Raw genomic sequence first — 16,016 nt, forward strand, 5'->3', positions numbered from 1 at the left:
GCGGCGATTCGGCCGGCGACAATGCGCCGGCGAGAACCACCCGCGGCAATGGTGCCGGCGCTACTCCGCCGCCTGCCTCGCGGCCGGGTTGTTGGGGTGCGTCGTCCAGTTGGCGTAGGTCGGATCGACCTTGTCGCCGGTGCGCTTGTCGAGCGTCCCCGCCTCGAGCGCCACCATGTCGATGCAGTTTTCGACCGGGCAGACATTGACGCACAGATTGCAGCCGACACACTCTTCCTCGATCACCTCGAAGCGGCGCTGGCCGTCGACGATCGCCGTGATCGCCTGGTGGGACGTGTCCTCGCAGGCGATATGGCAGCGGCCGCACTGGATGCACAGATCCTGGTTGATGCGCGCCTTGGTGACATAGTTGAGATTGAGATACTGCCAGTCGGAGACATTCGGCGTCGCGCGTCCGATCACGTCGTCGAGCGTGGCATGGCCCTTGACGTCCATCCAGGTCTTCAGGCCCTCGATCATCTCCTCCACGACCTTGAAACCGTAGGTCATGGCCGCCGTGCATACCTGCACGTTGCCCGCCCCCAGCGCCAGGAACTCGGCCGCGTCGCGCCAGGTGGTGATGCCGCCGATACCGGAGATCGGCAGGCCGGCGGTCTCGGGATCGCGGGCGATCTCGGCCACCATGTTGAGCGCGATCGGCTTCACCGCCGGCCCGCAATAGCCGCCATGCGAGCCCTTGCCGTCAATGGTCGGCTGCGGCGCGAAACTGTCGAGATCGACGCCGGTGATCGAGTTGATCGTGTTGATCAGCGACACGGCGTCGGTGCCGCCGGCCTTGGCCGCGCGCGCCGGCTTGCGGATGTCGGTAATGTTGGGCGTGAGCTTGGTGATCACCGGCATGCGCGAGTTCTGCTTGCACCAGCGCACCACCATCTCGATATATTCGGGCACCTGCCCGACGGCGGAGCCCATGCCGCGCTCGGACATGCCGTGCGGGCAGCCGAAATTCAGCTCGATGCCATCGGCTTCGGTCTCCTCGACCAGTTTCAGGATCGACTTCCAGTTCTCCTCCTCGCACGGCACCATCAGCGACACGATCATCGCCCGGTCGGGCCACTCCTTCTTGACCCGCTTGATCTCACGCAGATTGGTCTGCAGCGGCCGGTCGGTGATCAGCTCGATATTGTTCATGCCCAGCAGACGCCGGTCGCCGCTCCAGATCGCGCCGTAACGCGGCCCGTTGACGTTGACGACATGCGGGTCCTCGCCGAGCGTCTTCCACACCACCCCGCCCCAGCCGGCGCGGAAGGCGCGCACCACATTGTATTCCTTGTCCGTCGGCGGCGCGGAGGCGAGCCAGAACGGGTTGGGGGATTTGATGCCGACGAAATTGTTGCGGATATCTGCCATGGTCAGTTCCCCTTGTTGGTTGCGCGCGCCGCAAACAGGATGCCGGCGACGCGACGCCGGCCCTGGCTTTTTGCAGCCGTTTCCGCGCAACGATGCTCACTATACCGCTCGCGGGCGGCCCGTGCGAACGGGCCGCGCAACGCAGCGATCGCCGCGCCGTACGGGTTTGTCGGCGCCGGATGATGGTTCATGGTCCCGTCCTCCCTTGCACGGGCGGTATCCATGCCGGTGTCGGGCCGTCAGCCCGACAGCGCCCGGTTGATACTGTCGGCCGCGTCGCGACCCTGCGCGACCGCGGACACCGTCAGGTCTTCGCCGCCGAAAATGCAATCGCCGCCGGCCCAGACCGTCTTCATCGAGGTCCGGCCCTGCTCGTCGACCTTGATACGGCCCTTTTCGAGCGCGATCGAATTGCCGCTGCCGTTGAGCGGCGCGGCATCAAAGGTCTGGCCGATCGCCTTGAACACCTGGTCGGCGGCAAGCGTGACCACCTCGCCGGTGCCCACCAGCTTTCCCTGGTCCAGGCGCGTATATTCGAGTTCGATGCCGACCGTCGTACCATTGACCGCAACGACGCGCTTCGGCTGTTGCCAGTGGCGAATGACGACGCCGTTCGAGGCGGCGAGATCCTGCTCGTATTCCGAGGCGTTCATGTGCTCCTTGCCGCGCCGGTAGCAGATCGTCACTTCTTCCGCGCCAAGCAGCTTGGACTGGATCGCCGCGTCGATTGCCGTCATACCGCCGCCGATCACCACGACCCGGCGCCCGACCGGGATCGAGGCGAGATCGTCCGCCTGGCGCAGGCCGGCGATGAATTCGACGGCATTCTCAACGCCCGACGCGTCCTCGCCCTCCGCGCGCAGCGCGTTGACCCCGGCAAGTCCCATGCCCAGGAACACGGCGTCGTGCGTGGCCGCGAGCTCGGCGAGCGCGATATCGCGGCCGAGCGCCTTGCCGTATTCGATGGTGATACCGCCGACCGCCGTCACATAATCGACCTCGGCCTGGGCGAAGTCGTCAACGGTCTTGTAGGTCGCGATGCCGTATTCGTTGAGACCGCCGGCCTTTGGCCTGGCTTCGTAGATGGTGACCGCATGGCCGGCGACCGCCAGGCGGTGGGCGCAGGCGAGACCGGCCGGTCCGGCGCCAACCACCGCGACCGACTTGCCGCTCGGCGCGGCGCGTTCGTAAAACTGCTTGCCGGCCTCCATCGCAACATCGGTGGCATAACGCTGCAGACGCCCGATCTGCACCGGCTTGCCCTCGGCGACCTCGCGCACGCACACTTCCTCGCACAGCGTTTCGGTCGGACACACACGCGCGCACATGCCGCCGAGAATGTTCTGGTCGAAGATCGTCTTGGCCGAACCGAGCGGATTGCCGGTGGCGATCTGGCGAATGAACATCGGGATGTCGATCGTGGTCGGGCAGGCCTGCATGCACGGCGCATCGTAACAGAAATAGCACCGATCCGCCTCCACCACCGCTTCGTGGCGGTCGAGCGGCGGATGCAGGTCGGAGAAATTGTCCGAATATTGCGCCTGCGACAATCGCCCGGCGGCGATTCCGTCCTTGAACTGGCCCTGTGCCATCCGCGTTCCCCATTCTTGGTTTGGCAAAAAATCTAGCACGTTTTATTTTTTTATCAATCGGTCAAATTTTCAAAAACCCTCCAGCGGCGGCCATTACTTGACAAATACTTTCATGTTTTATCGGGTCCGGAAACGAGCTCCGTTCGCGGGCACGGCGGCATGGCGCGTCCGGCACGGCGTTTTTGGCGCCGGCCGGACAACGCGCTCACGGGACCTTTGAATGTCTGAGGCCGGCGACAGCCGCGCCGCCGCCCGTCCGCCCGGTCTCAACGTCCACCGCCAGCGCCACCCGACGCGCCAGGCCACGATCGGCCGACATTGCCGAGATTGGCCGCGTGTTGGACATGCCGCGAGCCGACCGCCCCGGTTTTCGCAACGAAACTGGGCGCCTGGCAAGCATCGCTGAGAAGAACCCGACCTTTCTCATACGTTCTCACAATTGAACCCGTCCAAGGCCATCACTACTTTTGCTCCGCGCGGACTCGCAAGTCGACATTCTGTCTGATATCCAAAAATATCAGCGATTCCGTTGAATTAAGTCGTCCGGTTTTCAAGAAATCTGATGGAATGAATCGAGCGCACAAAATCTGATCGCCAGAAAATCTTGGATATCAAATCGTTCATAATGGATTGCCTCACATGACAAGCAAACCCGATCATGCTGACGTGATACGCGCTGCCGACGCCGTGATGGAAGCTTATGGTGGGGAAGACCCGCAGCACGCACTGCAGCAGGCAGCCCGCGCTGAAGCTCAGGCGTCAAACAAGGTTTTCGCGCGAGCCGTCCGGGAAGAGATTGAAAGGCGCTGCCTGGAGCACAATCTTGAAAAATGGGCGCCGGCGGCCTCGAGCGACCATCGCGAGACACAACGATAGGTCGTCATTATGTCCCGCGGCTTTTTTCCGCGCCGAAACGTCCAGCCCGTTAAGGCGCAGTCACCAAGGCACGGCCCTCGCTAATCACCGACCGCGAGCGGATTGAGGGCATCGTTCTGGTTGTCCGGCGCATCGAACGGACGCTCCTTTCCCATCGTGTCGCACGCTTCGAGATAGGCCATCTCCACGAAGTAACCGATCAGCGGCAACCCGTCGGCTTGAGCAATCTGGCTGAGTTCGCGCAGATGCTCTTGCAGGTCGACAAGACGTTGACGCCGGCTGCGCCGCGTTGCTGCGCCCATGACGTAATCCCCCTGCTCCAGGACAGACAATCACCCCGCCGTCACCATAATCGCCCTGGTGAGCACGCACGGGTTTCCGCCCGGGACCCCGTGTGGTTGCGGTGGATTGTGGAGAACACGTTCCAAGCCGCGCGACAGCAGCCCCTCGCGCGAGGACTGGCACGCGGTCAGTCACCCTGCCCCCGCCCGGTCACCGGTTCCCGGCGCCGGCGCGCTCGGGCGGCATGGCCAACCCGTCCTGTTCGCCTAGCGCGGCTTCTTGCCGAAAACCTTGACATATTCGGCTTCGCCGCCCTTGGCGAGCGCCTTGGCCTGCTTGACCCAATCCTCGCGCTCGATGCGGCCGTGGAACTTCAAATGCCCGTCGACCCACGCGCGTTCGGCTTTCTTCCACGCGGCGATCTGGCCGTAACTGTAAATGCCGAGCCCGTTCAAAATGCCTTCGATCTTCGGGCCGACGCCCGAGATCAGCTTGAGATCGTCCGGCCTGGCCGGCTTTTGCATCGCCGGCGGGCGGTTCCTGTCCGGGTCGGACACCGGCCGGGCCTTGGCTGGCCCTGCCTTCCCGGCGACGGAGCTACCCTTGCGGGCCGCAGCCGACGGCGCTTTTCTGGCGGTCTTCGGTGCCGGTCCGCTCGCGGCAAGCGCTCCGCGCGACACGGACTTGGGTCCCGCCGGCTTGGCCTTGCGGCCGGCGAGATCGGTGTCGGGCGCGGCCTGCTTGGCCGTTTTCGGCCGCTTTGCGGTCGCCGGCCTGGTCGATGCGCTCACCGCCTGCCGGCCGGCGCCGACCTGCGTCATCACCTTGGCCGACGCGGATTCACCCGGCAGCGCCGACGGCGTCTTGCGCGCGCCCGCTCTCCCCGTCTTCTTCGCCGCCGCCGCGCGGGCTGCGGGAATTTCGCCCTTCGCCTTTTGCCGGGCCGACGGGGCCGTCTTGGCGGTCTTGGCCGATGGCTGTTTGCGCTTCGTTTCGGCGACCTTGCTGGCGCCGGCCTCGAAGCTGATCACCGGCTCCATCTCCTCCAGGATTTCGTCGTCGAGCCAGCACAGGCTTCTGTGGCCATTGCCGAGTTCCTTGAGCGGCGGCACCTCGGTTTCACATTTGTTGCCCGGCACGCGCGACTTCCAGCGGCAGCGCGTCTGGAACGGACAGCCGGTGGGCGGGTTGAGCGCGGAGGGAATATCGCCCTCAAGCACGATATGCTGCTTGACCACGCTGGTGTCCGCGATCGGGATCGCCGAAAGCAGCGCCTCCGTGTAGGGGTGGTAGGGCGGCGAAAAGATCTGGTCGGTCGTGCCCTGCTCGACGATATAGCCCAGATACATCACCACCACCCGGTCGGCGAGATAGCGCACCACCGACAGATCGTGGCTGATGAACAGCATCGTCGTCTTGTTCTTGCGCTGGATGTCCATCAACAGTTCGGTGACGGCGGCCTGCACCGACACGTCGAGCGCCGACACCGGCTCGTCGGCGACCACCACCTTGGCGTTGCCGGCAAAGGCGCGCGCCACGCCGATGCGCTGCTTCTGGCCGCCTGAAAGCTGGCGCGGCATCCTGACCGCGAAGGCGCGCGGCAGCTTGACCAGGTCGAGCAGTTCCAGCATCCGTGTATGGCGGTCGGCCTGGCTGTTGCCAACCTTGAATTTCTCCAGCGTCCGGATGATCTGCGAGCCGACGGAATGGCTCGGATTGAGCGTGTCGAACGGGTTCTGGAACACCATCTGGATCGACGAGATGGTGTCGACGTCGCGGTCCTCGATCGGCGTCGACTGGATTTCCTTGTTGCCCAGCGTCACCGTACCCTCGGTCGCCGTTTCCAGGCCGAGCAGCACCTTGGCCAGCGTCGACTTCCCGCAGCCCAATTCGCCGACGATCGCCACGGTTTCGGCCTCGCGCGCCTCGAAGCTGATCGTCTCGTTCGCCTTGACCGTGCGCGTCTCCGAGCCGCCGAAGATCGCGTTGGCGGCGACGTGGTAATATTTCTTCAGCTTGTCGACCACCAGCGCCGGCGCGCCCGGCTCGGTGGCCTCGTGCTCGACCGTCGCGCCTTCCGGCAGCGCCTCCCAGTCGAGCTCGTTGAACCGCACACAGCGGCTCTGGTGCCGGTCGTGACCCTCGACGTCGATCATCGGAATTTCGGCCGCGTCACACACCCCTTCCACGAAATGGTGGCAGCGCGGCGCGAAATTGCAGCCGCGCGGACGCTCCTGCGGCAGCGGCAACTGCCCGGGAATGGCGATCAGCGGCCGCGAGTTCTTGTCCGCGCCGGGCAGCGGGATCGAGCGGAACAGGCCCTGCGTATAGGGATGGCGCATCTGGTTGAAGACATCGTCGATATTGCCGGTTTCCACCGCCTCGCCCGAATACATCACCGTGATCCGGTCGCAGGTCTCCAGGATCAGGCCGAGATTGTGCGACACGAAGATCATCGACGTGCCGAATTCCTTGCCGAGCCCCTTGACCAGTTCGACGATACCGGCTTCGACCGTCACGTCGAGCGCGGTGGTGGGCTCGTCGAGCAAAAGCAGCGCCGGCTTCGACAACAGCGCCATGGCGATGACGATACGCTGCTGCTGGCCGCCCGAAAGCTGGTGCGGATAGGACCGCATCATGCGCTCGGGGTCGGGCAGGCGCACGGAGCGCACCATCTCCAGCGCGCGGTTATAGGCCTCCTCCTTCGACACCTTGTCGTGGATCAGCGGCACTTCCATGAGCTGCTGTCCGACCTTCATCGCCGGGTTCAGGCTCGCCATCGGCTCCTGATAGATCATCGCGATCTCGTTGCCGCGGATCGCCCGCAACTCCTCGTCCGACATGTCGCCCATGTCGCGGCCCTTGAATATGATCCGCCCGCCGACGATCTGGCCGACATTGGAAAGGTCGCGCATGATGCCGAGCGAGACGGTCGACTTGCCGCAGCCCGATTCCCCGACAATGCCCATCGCCTCGCCGGGCATCACCGAGCAGGAAAAATCCATCACCGCCGGGATCTCGCCCTTGCGGGTGAAGAACGAGATCGACAGGTTCTCGATTTCCAGGATCGGTTCGCCCGCCTGCTGGGTCCGCGAGATGCTGATGGCTTCGTTCATGGCGTCGCTCTCGGTTTCTTCTGTCTGTGCGCGCCCCGCCGCGCGGCGGGACGCAGGGAGATCGTGGTTCGGCTGCCGTCAGTCCTTCAAAGATTCCTCGCGCAGCGCATCGGCGAGCAGGTTGAGCCCGAGCACGAACGACATCAGCGCGATCGTGGGCGGCAGCGCGGGGTGGATATAGGAGCGCAGGAGACGGCTCGATTCCTTGATCGCCGTGCCCCAGTCAGGGCTTTCCGGCGCCAGGCCGAGGCCGAAATAGCCGAGCGTGCCCAGCAGGATCGTCGTGTAGCCGATCCGCAGGCAGGCATCGACGATCAGCGGCCCGCGCGCATTGGGCAGCACCTCCCACAGCATGATGTACCAGGGGCTCTCGCCGCGCGTCTGCGCCGCCGCGACATAGTCGCGGGTCTTGATGTCCATCACCAGCCCGCGCACGATGCGGAACACGCCCGGCGACGAGGCGAACACGACCGCCACGAAGATGTTGAGCTCATTCGGGCGGATGGCGATGATGCCGAACGGATCGGCGTCGAAGACCAGCCCGAGATAGATCCAGCCGCCGATCAGAAGCGTCACCACGAGTTGCACGGCAAGCAGTTGCGGGCGGCTCCTGTAGCGCGTGAAAAACAGCGTGCAGAAGAAGATGATCGGAAACAGGAAAAACACCCCGGCCATGCCGTAGGGGATCGGCGTGTCCATGATGCCCGGTGTGACCAGCAGGTAAAACAGCAGGATCACCGGAAAGGCCAGCACCAGATTGGCCAGGAACGACAGGACGGAATCGATGCGCCCGCCATAATAGCCGGCCGGCAGGCCGAGCGTGATGCCGACCATCAGCGCGAACAGGGTCGCCGCCGGCGCGATCACCAGCACGATCTGGCTGCCGAACACCATCCGGCTGAAAATGTCGCGCGCCAGCCGGTCGCCGCCGAACAGGAACGCCTGGCCCGATTCCGGCTCGATCGCCCCGGGCAGCGCGTCCTTCATGACAAAGATCTGCGCCAGCGGATCGAACGGCGAGATCACCTCGGCAAAGATCGAGGTGAACAGCCAGAACAGGCAGATGACGACGCCGGCAATGCCCGCGCCGGTATCGAAGAGCTGCCCGTAAAGGCCGAGCCGGGCCTTAAACGTCATGCTGACGCTCAGCACGATCGCGAGCGCGAGCCAGACCGGCCAGAAGCGGACAAGCACGCCCAGAAAGGTCTGGAAGACGCCGAGATATTCAAGTTCCATGCGAAGCGCCCCCTAGCTTACGCGGATGCGCGGATTGAGATAGGCATATCCCACATCCGAGATGAGCTGCGTGAACAGGACGACGAACACCGAGACCAGCGAACAGCCGAGCAGAAGATCGATGTCGTTGTTGCCCGCCGCCTCCACCAGCGTGTAGCCAAAACCCTGATAGCGGAACATCACCTCCACGATGACGACGCCGGTCAGCAGCCACGGGAACTGAAGCATGATCACCGTGAACGGTGCGATCAGCGCGTTCCGGAGCGCGTGCTTGATGACCACCGCGTTGAAGGCCAGGCCCTTGAGGCGCGCCGTGCGGATATATTGCTGCGTCATCACCTCGACCATCGAGGCCCGCGTCATGCGCGCGATATAGCCGATGCCGTAGATCGCCATCGTCATCACCGGCAGGGTGAAATTGGAAAAAGTGATGCCGCGGCTGGTGGCGGTTGCCGCCGATCCGTTCAGGATGCCGAGCCACGAGGCGAAGATGACGGTGAAGATGACGCCGGAAACATATTCCGGCGTTGCCGTGGTGGCGATCGAGGCCACCGAAAGACTTCGGTCGGTTCGCGTGCCTTCGCGCATGCCGGCGATCACGCCGATCAGCAGCGAGACCGGCACCATCACGATCATCACCCAAAACATCAGCAGACCGGTCGCGCCGAGCGCGGGAAACAGCTTCGCCGCCACCGTGGTCTTGAACTTGGTCGAGCAGCCGAAATCGCCCTGCAGAATGCCGCCGTAATAGGGTTCGTCCGGCTCGTCGCAATAGGAGAACCGCGCCGTCGCCACCCCGGTCTCGGGATCGACATAGGGTTGTTTCTGGACCACGCCCAGCCAGCGGCCGTAGCGGACGAAAAAATTGTCCCGATAGCCGTTCTTGACCAGCCAGCTTTCGATATGTTCGTCCGAGGAGCGCATGTCGAGCTGGCTGATCGACAGCTTGCGCAGGTTCGGCTCCAGATTGACCATGAAAAAGACGACAAGCGTCAGGCATAACATGGTCAGCGCCATGGTGCCGAGCCGTCTCGCGACGAATGAAATCATCTCTGTCCCCTGCCGGTCGGGTGGGGATGCCGCCAGCCGTGTGCGCCGTTACGAGATCAAGGATGTCCTGCGGGTATCGAAAACGGGACGGAACCACGTTCCATCCAAACCCACTCCACCATGCAAACCGGTATTCCGGCTTTCTTGTTCCCTCTGGGCGGCGCGCGGCCGCAACGTTCCCCGCGTGTGAAATGGGGGCTTGGCGCCCCCATTTCCGGTTCTTTTCTTAGGCGTTGTCGAGCCAGACCTTGCCGAAATCGTGCTCGAACGTCGGATGCATCTCGAAATTCATCACTTCCGGCGCGTGATGATTGTAGAGCTTGCGCCAGTAGGGCTGGATGATGATGCCCGAATCCTGCAGATGCTTCTCGATCTTCTCCATCAGCACCTTGCGCTTGTCGGCATCGGCGATGGTCAACGCCTCGTTGATCATGCCATCGAGTTCGGCATTGGAATAGCCGGCCTCGTTCCAGGCCTCGCCCGTGCGATAGGCAAGCGACAGCACCTGCACGCCGAGCGGACGCATGTTCCAGTTGGTCATGGAATACGGATATTTCGTCCAGTCGTTCCAGAACGTCGACCCGGGCAGAACGGTGCGCTTGACCTTGATGCCGGCCTCGCGGATCTGCGCGGCGATCGCATCGCCGGTATTCTTGTGCCAGTCCTCGTCGACCGTGATCAGCTCGTGCTCGTAGTCGCTCTGGCCGGCCTCCGCCATCATCGCCTTGGCGCCCTCGACGTCGCGCTCCTGCGCCGGCAGCTCGACATATTCGGGATGGATCGGCGCGACGTGGTGGTTTTCGGCCGGCTCGCCGGCATTGCCGTAACCAAGCGCCAGCACGATCTTGTTGTCGACCGCCATCTGCAGCGCCTTGCGCACCTTGATGTCGTCATACGGCTTGTTGTTGACGTTGGTGCGCGCGACGATCGTGGCGGCGGTGACCGATTCCGACGTCGTCATGCCCACCCCTTCCAGGATGTCGACGAAATCGGCCGAGGTTTCGTGGTTGGCATGCACCTCGCCCGCCTCGAACGCCGACACCATCGCCGAAGGATCGGTGCCGTAGTCGATGAACTCGACGCCGTCGAGATACGCTTCGCCGTTCCACCACTTGCCGTTTTCGCGGCGCTTGTAGACCACGCTCTGGCCGACATCGTAGGAAACCAGTTCGAACGGACCGGTGCCGATCGGGTTCTCGACGAAGTTCGCGCCGGTCTCGTCGAAGCTGCGATGCACGACCAGCGCCGGGTAGTCGGTCAGGTTCGGAATCAGGGCGATGTCCGGTTTGGTCAAGTTGAGCTTGACCGTCATGTCGTCGACCTTCTCGACCGCGCCCTCGCGGAGCTTGCCGGTTTCGTCGTCCACCAGCGAGCCGAGACGGCCCGGCATGGAATTGCCTTCCGAGCTCTTGTCGGCCCAACGGGTGAAATTGAAGATCACATCGTCGGCATTGAATGTATCGCCATTATTCCAGGTCACGCCCGGACGCACGTGAAGCACATATTCGGTGGCGTCGTCGTTAACGTCCCAGCTCTCGAGCAGATAAGGCTCGATCGTATACTGATGCGTGTATTTGACCAGCGGCTCAAGCGCCTGGCGCTGGGCGTTGGCGATTTCCGACCAGTCCGCCGTGCGCGGATCCTTCGGGTCCTTGACCCACATGGCGACCTTGAGCACGCCGCCCTTCTTCGGCTCCTGCGCCACAGCCTTTACCGGCGCGGCAAGGCCGATCATTCCATAGGCCATGGCCGTCGAAGCGCCGAACACGCTCGCCATGGTGAGGAATTCGCGACGATCCATCTTGCCCGATTTCACGCTCTCGGCGAGCTCGGCAATTTTCTCGGGCACCCGGTCGCCATTGCTCTTGTAGAACTTCATCGCACTCTCCCGTTGTTTGGCTTTTCGCCTATTAGCATTCCGCATCCGGCCACGCTTGTCAAAAGCCGCACATGGACTGTTCCCGGGCGAAATGTGCAACTTTGCCAAAGGACAAGATGCCGCAATTGCGACAAGAATGGCCTAGAATCGCCGCGAACTCGCCGAATTGTTGCACGCATCGCGCTCCTGGCCACGATCATATGCACTGTTCGCGCCATGGTTGTGCCGTATCCTCGGCAGTCTCGTGAGTACGCGCCACGAAGAGCCGTCGGGACGCGATCCCTTACCTGCCCTGACGTTTGCTCCGACACGCCGCGGTTGCAGAAAAAATCGCCTGGAATTTTGGCGCGCTGCGCCGCGCGCACGAAACGCCGTCAGTATTCGCGTTCGAAGAAGATGCCGCCCTTGGCCTCGCCGCCGTCGCTGGCTTCGCCGCGCAGCTTGACCCCGCGCCCGATATTGAGATCGATCCGGGCCTTGCCCGTGCCGGCGCCATCGCCCTTTTCGATGCCCACATAGGTGCGGTCGTTCAGATATTTGCCCACGGCAACCGACGCCTTGCCGGTCTCGGCGTCCGTCTTGATGTCGAGGTCGTCGACGCCGATCTGGTCGCGCAGATTGTCGAGCAGCGAGGTCGAGCCGCCGACGCCGGCCAGCTGGGCGGCCGCGGCCGCGAGCTGGGCGATCTGCAGCGGCGACAGGTTCGACAGCGAGCGGCGGAAGATCAGCCGCGCCAGCACCTCGTCCTCCGGCAGGCTGGGCGTGGAGGTGAACGAGAATTTCGGATTGTTGGCCTGACCGGTCACGGCCACCGTCGCGGTGACGTCGTCGGCCCTTGTGTCGGCGGCGAAATTGAGGCGCGGCACCAGCGAACCGGCGAAGTCGAGCGTGCCGCGCGTGAAGTCGAGCCGCTGCCCCAGGATGGAAAGCCGCCCGCGCCGCATGGTGAAATTGCCGATCGCGCGCGGCGACAACGCCGATCCGGTGAGACGGATCCTGCCGCCGAATTCGGCGTCGATGCCCCGGCCCTGGATGAAGATCTGGCGCGGCGCGTCGACCGTGACGTCGAGCGTCAGCCCGCCACCGCCGCCGCCACCGCCCGTCTCGGCCGGGCGCATCGCCTCGGCCTGCGCCTCCACGGCGCCGCTGGCGTTGCGGTGCTTGACGTCGAGCTGCGCCAGCGATGGCGGCAGCTTTTCCGGCACGGTGATCACGGTTCTGCCGAGATCGACCTGACCCGAAAGCAGCGGCAGCCGGGTCACCCCCCCGGTCACCTTCAGCGTGCCGCCGAAATTGGCCGTCACCACGCGCCCGTCCGTATAGCGGCCGTCGGTGACGCGCGCCGTCAGGTCCGCGGGAAACCCGCGCGCCGGGTCGATTCCCAGCGTGCCGCCGATGCTCACTTGCCCGCCGGTCGACAGCGTGCCGGTCATCGAGCGGATCGTCGCCACGTTCCGGGCCAGGCCGATATCGGCGGCGATGTCCCTGACGGCGATGCCCGAGCGCGCGTCGAGAAACCGGGCGCCGGTCGTCCTGACCGTTCCGGAGATCGCCGGCGCGCCGGCCGCACCGGACACCGCCACCTGGAGATCGGCGCCGCCATCGAGCGCAAGACCCTGTGCGGCCAGCCGGCGCGTCAGAAACGAGAACGGCACCTTGCCGGAAAAATTCAGATCGAGCGCGATCGCGCCCGTTGTGTCGACCGTGCCGCCGCCCCTGAGGCCCAGCCCGTCGGCGCCGGCGGCGTCGGCGTCGAAGCGCAGACGGCCCTGCTGGAAGGTGCCTTTGGAGGCGATCGACAGCGCGCCGAAACCGGCCTCGCGCGTCTGGCTCGTCGCCATGTCGCGCCAGTCGACGGCATAGGCAATGCGCGGCTCGGATGCCGCGCCCTTGATATCCACCGTGCCCGAGATCGCGCCGGTCGCGCCGAGGCCCGGCGCAAATCCATTGGCAAGCGAGGCCGGCAGTCCCGAAAGCCGAACCTTGAGATCAAGCGTGGCGCCGGCCGTGCCGGAAATTTCGGCTTCGCCGCCGCCGAGGCCGAGGGCCAGCCGGTCGAGCACCGCCGTGCCGTCGCGCACCGTGATCGTCGTCGGCCGCGCCAGCGCCGCCGATATGCCGCGGAACGCGCCCTTGGCGGTGTCGAGCGCAACCGTCGTTACGCCGTCGGCGACCGCCACGCGGCCGGCGGCCGAAGCCGGTATGCCGGCAACCGTCGCGCCGCCGGAAAAGCCGGTCCATGCGCCCTCGCGCATCAGTTGCAGGTCGATCGCGCCGATATCGGCCCCGCCAGCCTTGATCGCGTTTGCCTGCACGCGCCCGGCAAGCGTCGGCGCGGCAAGATAGTCGCGCGCGCTCAGGCTCACCTCCGCCTTGTCGACGACGATGTCGCCGCGCACGATCCGTCCCGCCTCGGCCGACAGCTCGACCACCGGCACCGCGCCGTCCTTGCCGAAGCGGATGGAACCGGAGACATCGCCGCTCGCCTCTTCGAGCGCCATCGCCGCCAGCGGTCCGATATCGGGCAGCGCGATCGTCAGTTCACCGACCGGCACGAAGGCGTCGTCGAGATCGAGCGTGCCGAAAATGCGGTTCTCGCCGACCTCGACCAGAAGCTCCTCGACCCGGCTTGCGCCGTCGGCCGAGCGCAGCGTTGCCTTGCCGCTGATCGTCTCCCCCCCGATCGCGCCGCTGAGCGAAATATCGGCGACCGGCCGCGCCAGATCGGCCGTGCCGGAGGCTTCGAGCACGAGATCGGTGATCGCCCGGCCGGCGCTTTCGATGCGGTCGCTTTCCACCGTCACGGTCACGTCGGGACGGGCCACGTCGCCCGTCGCCGCCAGGGCGAAGCTGATCTCGCCTTGCGCCTGGTCGGAAAGCCGCGCGACGGCGCCGTAACGGCCGTCGAGCCGCGCATCGAGCACGCCGTCGGCAAGCGATACCCGCCCTTCGGCGGCGAGCGGATCGGAACGCAGCACGAGATCGCCGAGCGCCAGAGCGCCATCGCCTGCCCGCTCGAGACGGCCCGAGACGGCCAGCCTGTCGCCGAGATAGGCGCGCGCGGCTTCCGGCAGGGCCGCAACCAGCAGGTCTGCGGCAAAACTGGCCTCGACGGCCGCGCCCTCGATCGTGAAGGCGCCATCGGCGCTGGCGCTGAGCTGGTTGTTCTTGACCACGATCGTGTCGAAGGCGATGCGGCCGGATTCCAGCCGTGCCTCGCCTTTCACGTCGAGCGGCCCGGCCACCAGCGGCGCGAGCGCGGTCTGAACCGTGCCCACGCCCCCCGCCGAGAGCGTCAGCGACACCGGCCCGGTCCGCTCGGCGATGTCGAGCCCGCTCGACGACAGTCTTGCCGCGATATCGGCGACGCCGAAACCCGCCGCCTGCGCGGAGGCGAGCGACAGCGCCGCGTCGAAGGCGGGGGTCGCGCCCTTGCCCGTCACCCGGACATGCGCCTCGCGCACCCCCGCGATCACCGGGTCGGCGTCGGAACCGAAGGTGAGCATGACCGGCCCGTTCTGCGCCGTGACCTTAATGTCGAGATCGCTTTCCGCTTTCAAATCGACGCGCCCCGAGGCCGTGGCGCTGAGCGCGTCCGACTGCACGAGCGCGCGCTCGATCGCCACCGCACCGTCCTCGCCCAGCGTTGCGGCGAGGTCGAACAGCATCGTACCGGCTGCCGCCGGTGCCAGGCCTTGTGGGAGAAAACGCGCGAAATCGCCCTCGCCCTTGGCGGCGACGAAGCGCCCGGCGCCGCTCTGGCGATGCTGCGCCGACAGGCTGGTCACCACCCGCCCGTCGACCGAGAGCCGCCCTTGCGCCTGCCAGTCGGCGAGCGGGCCGCTGCCGGACAGGACAAGGTCGACGGCGGGATCGCCCGGCAGTTTCAAAAGCCCGGCCAGAAGGCCGCCATCGGGTTCGCGCGCGGTCACGTCGAGCGCCAGACGGTTCTGGTCCGGCGCGAAATCGACCTTGGCGCTGACTTCGGTGCGCGCGCCGTCGATGCGCTCGGCCTGGAGATCGGCGCCGATCCTCAGCGGCGCGTCATCGGCCATCGCCGAACCGCGCGCGGCAAGCGTCATCGCCTCACCCGCGACCTCCGCGCCCAGGGCGATCCGCGGCAGGTCGATGCGCGCGATATCGACCGAAACCGGAAGCGAGAAGCCGCCGCCGTCATCGGCCTCGGCCGTTTCGGCCGCCTCCGGCAGGCGCACCAGATCGATGCTGCCTGCGTGAAGCCGCTCGGCCTCGAAGGCGAAACCCGCCAGCGCCAGCGGCGACCAGTCGAGCGCAATATCTGTGAGCGAGAGCCAGGCGCCGCGACTGTCCGACACGACGACCGAGCCGATCCGCGCCTGCCCCGAAAGCAGCCCGTCCAGCCCCTCGATGCGCACCGTGCGGTCCGGGCCCGAGGCCAGGCCCGAGGCGATCGCGGCCAGCTTGGCGCGCCCGGCCTCGGTCTGGGTGAACACCACCAGCATGCCCGCCGCGAACACCACAACGAGGGCAAACACGATCAGCACGGAGCGCAGGATTCTGCGAAGCACGACGATCCTTTCGGCCGGACCGTGAATCAGTCCGTCTGGCCACGACTATAGGTGATTTCCGCCGAAA

At 65.5% G+C, this 16,016-nt stretch carries 10 protein-coding genes and 1 pseudogene; 1 reads left to right on the forward strand and 10 read right to left on the reverse strand.

Going from position 1 to position 16,016, the window contains the following annotated elements:
* Positions 1 to 60 precede the first annotated feature (60 nt).
* The 3 genes from preA to ACT2B0_RS12235 are packed head-to-tail and all read right to left on the reverse strand — an operon-like array spanning position 61 to position 2,963.
* Entirely contained in the window at positions 61 to 1,371 is a 1,311-nt protein-coding gene (preA, locus tag ACT2B0_RS12225) for an NAD-dependent dihydropyrimidine dehydrogenase subunit PreA (RefSeq protein ID WP_473465170.1), read from the reverse strand.
* 2 nt (positions 1,372 to 1,373) lie between these two features.
* Positions 1,374 to 1,595, reverse strand: a complete 222-nt coding sequence (locus ACT2B0_RS12230; RefSeq protein ID WP_473465173.1) for a hypothetical protein — start codon at positions 1,593 to 1,595, stop codon at positions 1,374 to 1,376.
* A gap of 15 nt (positions 1,596 to 1,610) precedes the next feature.
* Entirely contained in the window at positions 1,611 to 2,963 is a 1,353-nt protein-coding gene (locus tag ACT2B0_RS12235; protein WP_473465175.1) for an NAD(P)-dependent oxidoreductase, read from the reverse strand.
* A 639-nt stretch (positions 2,964 to 3,602) separates the two neighbouring features.
* On the opposite strand from ACT2B0_RS12235, the gene ACT2B0_RS12240 reads away from it, so the two are divergent.
* Entirely contained in the window at positions 3,603 to 3,839 is a 237-nt protein-coding gene (locus tag ACT2B0_RS12240; RefSeq protein ID WP_473465178.1) for a hypothetical protein, read from the forward strand.
* 80 nt (positions 3,840 to 3,919) lie between these two features.
* On the opposite strand, the gene ACT2B0_RS12245 is transcribed toward ACT2B0_RS12240, so the two are convergent.
* From ACT2B0_RS12245 to ACT2B0_RS12275, 7 genes and pseudogenes are all read right to left on the reverse strand, one after another.
* Positions 3,920 to 4,141 (reverse strand): hypothetical protein, encoded by a 222-nt coding sequence (locus ACT2B0_RS12245; RefSeq protein WP_473465180.1) that lies wholly within the window; start codon positions 4,139 to 4,141, stop codon positions 3,920 to 3,922.
* A gap of 246 nt (positions 4,142 to 4,387) precedes the next feature.
* Entirely contained in the window at positions 4,388 to 4,942 is a 555-nt protein-coding gene (locus ACT2B0_RS12250; RefSeq protein WP_473465183.1) for a hypothetical protein, read from the reverse strand.
* Positions 4,942 to 7,237, reverse strand: a pseudogene (locus tag ACT2B0_RS12255) (dipeptide ABC transporter ATP-binding protein). Before ACT2B0_RS12255 ends, ACT2B0_RS12250 begins: the two are co-directional and overlap by 1 nt.
* A 78-nt stretch (positions 7,238 to 7,315) precedes the next feature.
* On the reverse strand, positions 7,316 to 8,473 hold the full coding sequence (locus tag ACT2B0_RS12260) for an ABC transporter permease (RefSeq protein WP_473465185.1): 1,158 nt from the start codon (positions 8,471 to 8,473) through the stop codon (positions 7,316 to 7,318).
* 12 nt (positions 8,474 to 8,485) lie between these two features.
* On the reverse strand, positions 8,486 to 9,523 hold the full coding sequence (locus ACT2B0_RS12265; protein WP_473465188.1) for an ABC transporter permease: 1,038 nt from the start codon (positions 9,521 to 9,523) through the stop codon (positions 8,486 to 8,488).
* A 226-nt stretch (positions 9,524 to 9,749) separates the two neighbouring features.
* Complete coding sequence (locus tag ACT2B0_RS12270) at positions 9,750 to 11,402, reverse strand: ABC transporter substrate-binding protein (RefSeq protein ID WP_473465191.1); 1,653 nt, start codon at positions 11,400 to 11,402, stop codon at positions 9,750 to 9,752.
* Positions 11,403 to 11,776: 374 nt separating this feature from the next.
* Positions 11,777 to 15,949: a translocation/assembly module TamB domain-containing protein gene (locus ACT2B0_RS12275; protein ID WP_481658394.1), complete on the reverse strand. Its 4,173-nt coding sequence runs from the start codon at positions 15,947 to 15,949 to the stop codon at positions 11,777 to 11,779.
* Positions 15,950 to 16,016 lie beyond the last annotated feature (67 nt).

The sequence above is a fragment of the Nitratireductor sp. J20-h4 genome, assembly GCF_056780505.1.